The organism is Achromobacter sp. (assembly GCF_036567245.1).
Taxonomy (GTDB): Bacteria; Pseudomonadota; Gammaproteobacteria; order Burkholderiales; family Burkholderiaceae_B; genus Achromobacter.
Genome location: NZ_DATCUY010000178.1, coordinates 1 through 3,030, shown reverse-complemented (window position 1 = coordinate 3,030; position 3,030 = coordinate 1). Strand labels below are relative to the sequence as shown.

At 66.7% G+C, this 3,030-nt stretch carries 4 protein-coding genes; 2 read left to right on the top strand and 2 right to left on the bottom strand.

The genetic code is table 11. The features are described 5' to 3' along the window. On the bottom strand, positions 1-629 hold a 629-nt coding region (locus VIR09_RS07545), incomplete at its 3' end, for an alcohol dehydrogenase catalytic domain-containing protein (protein ID WP_332012312.1). A 49-nt stretch (positions 630-678) separates the two neighbouring features. Then, positions 679-1,416, bottom strand: coding sequence for a FadR/GntR family transcriptional regulator (locus tag VIR09_RS07540; RefSeq protein ID WP_332012311.1), 738 nt, complete (start codon positions 1,414-1,416; stop codon positions 679-681). Between the two features lie 172 nt (positions 1,417-1,588). Between VIR09_RS07540 and VIR09_RS07535 the strand changes: the two genes are divergently transcribed. Both VIR09_RS07535 and VIR09_RS07530 read left to right on the top strand, forming a co-directional pair. Then, on the top strand, positions 1,589-1,987 hold the full coding sequence (locus VIR09_RS07535; protein WP_332012310.1) for a diacylglycerol kinase: 399 nt from the start codon (positions 1,589-1,591) through the stop codon (positions 1,985-1,987). Positions 1,988-2,036: 49 nt separating this feature from the next. Then, the coding region (locus VIR09_RS07530; RefSeq protein WP_332012309.1) for an NAD(P)/FAD-dependent oxidoreductase at positions 2,037-3,030 on the top strand (994 nt) is incomplete at its 3' end.

Here is a 3,030-nt window from a genome sequence, read left to right as displayed (position 1 = left end):
ATGTCCAGGGGCCGGTCGGCCACATCCACCACGGTCACGCGCGCCGCGCCCGCCAGCCTGGCGGCCAGCACGGTCATGCAGCCTATGGTGCCGCCGCCCGTCACCAGGACATGCTTGCCCAGCAGCGGTCCGGCCCGATTGACGCCATGCAGGCCGATGGACAGTGGCTCGGCGCAGGCGATCTCGCCCAGCGAGACATCCTCTTCCGGCACTGGAGTCAATTGCCGCTCGCCCATCACGAAGCGTTCGCGAAACATGCCTTGCACATGCGGGTAAATGCTGGCGCTGCCGAGAAAGCGCATGTTGCGGCAAAGATTGTCGCGGCCGGCGCGGCAGTAGTCGCAGCCGCCGCAAGGGTGCGAGGGATTGATGGCGACCTTCATGCCCGGCGCCACCGAACGCACGGCCTCGCCGGTCCGCAGCACCACGCCCGAGGCCTCGTGGCCGGGGATGAGAGGCTCGCGGATGACAAAGGCGCCCACGCGGCCATGCAGGAAGTAGTGCAGGTCGGATCCACAGATGCCCGCGGCGCCCAGCCTCAGCTCCACCTCATGCGGCGCCAGCGGCGCGACTTCGTCCGGTTCCAGGCGCAGGTCGCGCGCCCCGTGGATGCGACAGGCCAGCGTCATGGCGACTTTCTCCTGGTCATGCAGAACGGGGGGCAACTGCGCATGATGCTCATGGTTCCGCCTGTTCCCGGCTGTCCAGCAACTGGCCGGGAGCGTCCGCACCGGGCCAGCTTGCGGTGAGGCGATCGTGCGAGCACGCCAGATGGTGGTGCATGGCGGCGCGCGCGCCGCGGTCGTCCCCGGCGCGGATGGCGTCGATGACCTTGCGATGCTCGGCGATGGCGGCCGCCCAACTGGAAGGATTCTCGAAGTAGTCGCCCAACTTCACGGACAAGGGGTTGTGGCGCTCGTCGAACAGTTCGCTCACCACGCGCACCAGCACGGCATTGTTCGCCATCTCGGCGACGCGCAGATGGAATAGCCGGTCCCCGCGGATCGGCACGTTGCCGGCCAGCGCCTCGTCTTCCATGGTGCCGACGGCTTCGGCCAGCCCGTCCACCAGCGCGGGCGTGTTGCGCAATGCGGCCTGCGCGGCCAATTCGCCCTCGATCACCTGGCGGGCGCGTATGGTTTCCAGCGGGCTCTCGGCCATCAGGCTGGCGCGCGGGCCGCCGGCCAGGCTTTGCACATAGACGCCCGAACCCATGCGGACTTCCACCCAGCCTTCGACCTCCAGCGCGATCAGCGCCTCGCGCACCGAAGGACGCGACACGCCCAGCTTGAGCGCGAGATCGCGCTCGGGCGGCAGACGCGCGCCGACCGGGAACTCGCCCGCCTCGATCAGCAGCCGGAGCTGGTCGGCGATCTGGCGATACAAGCGGCGGGGTTCGATGGTCTGGATAGGCATGGACTGGATGGAAAATTCAGGCCAAAAGGTAAAGTGGCCTTACCAATTGACCAAATCTTGCGCCGCTCCCGCATGCGTCACAATTAGGGTTTGCCCAAAGATGCGCGCGATGGCTTCGCGGGCAATGCATATCTGTTAAAAAGCCGCCACACCCAGCCCATTTTCCGCACCCATGTCACACAATCCGCATCATTCGCCCTACAAGAGCTCGGGAGGCCTGCGTCGCATCCTCAACGCGCTGCGCTACTCCCTGCAGGGCTTGAAGGCCGCCATCAAGTACGAAGCGGCCTTCCGCCAGGAGTTGGCGCTGGCCGTCCTGATGATCCCAGCCGCGTTCTTCCTCGGCCGGACCACGGTCGAAGTGTTTTTCCTGGTGGGCACGGTGATCATGGTGCTGGCGGCGGAGCTGCTGAATTCCGCCATCGAAGCGCTGGCCGACGCGCTTTCCGTCGAATCGCACCCGCTGCTGGGCCGCGCCAAGGACCTGGGCAGCGCCGCGGTGATGCTGCTGCTGATCTTCGCCGGGACGGTCTGGGTCGGCGTGGCCATCAGCCGTTTCGTCATGCATTGACACGGCTTAGCATCTCCGGGGAGATGCGCCGCTATTTATACTGGGAGCCATGATGCCTAGATCGACGCCCAACTCCTCTGAGCGCATTGTCATCGTCGGCGGCGGCGCCGGCGGGCTGGAATTGGCGGCCAAGCTTGGCCGCGTGCATGGCCGGCAACACATCACGCTGGTTGACAGTCGTCCCTTCCATATCTGGAAACCCTCCCTGCATGAAGCCGCCGCAGGCACCCTGGACATCCACCAGGAAGGGCTGTCCTACCTGATGCTGGCCCACATGAACGGATTTTCGTTCGCGCAGGGCCGCCTGGAACAGGTCGATCGCGAGCAGCGCCGCATCACGCTGGACGCGGTGAACGACGCGCAGGGCCAGGAAGTCCTGCCGCGCCGTGAACTCGCCTACGACACGCTGGTGTTGGCCATGGGCAGCACCTCCAATTTCTTCAATACGCCCGGCGCGGCCGAACACGCGGTGACGCTGGACTCCACCGAAAACGCCGAGCAATTCCGCCTGACCATGCTCAAGGCCATGGCGCTGGTGGACCAGGCCAAGGTACGCAACCCTTCCGCCCGGCTCGATCTGGTGATCGTGGGCGGCGGCGCCACCGGGGTCGAGCTGGCAGTGGAACTGGTCGAAGCCAGCCACGTGGTCAGCGCCTATGGCCTGCCCAATTTCCAAGCCGAACGCGACCTGGCCATCACCCTGGTCGAGGGCGCACCGCGCATCCTGTCGGCCCTGCCCGAGAAAATCTCGGTGGCGGCCACCAAGCGGCTGACGGAGCTGGGCATTCGGGTGGAAGCGTCCTGCCGGGTCTCCGAAGTCACGGCCGACAGCGTCAGGACGGCCGACGGCCGCGAATTCCCCGCTCAGCTCTGCATGTGGGCGGCGGGCATCCAGGGCCCCACCCTGCTGGCCGACCTGGGCCTGCCGCTGAACAAGGTGGGCCAACTGGAAGTGAACGAACGGCTGGAAACCCCCGATCCGCATATCCTGGCGCTGGGCGACTGCTGCGCCGCGCCCTGGCGCGACGGCCGCAGCGTGCCGG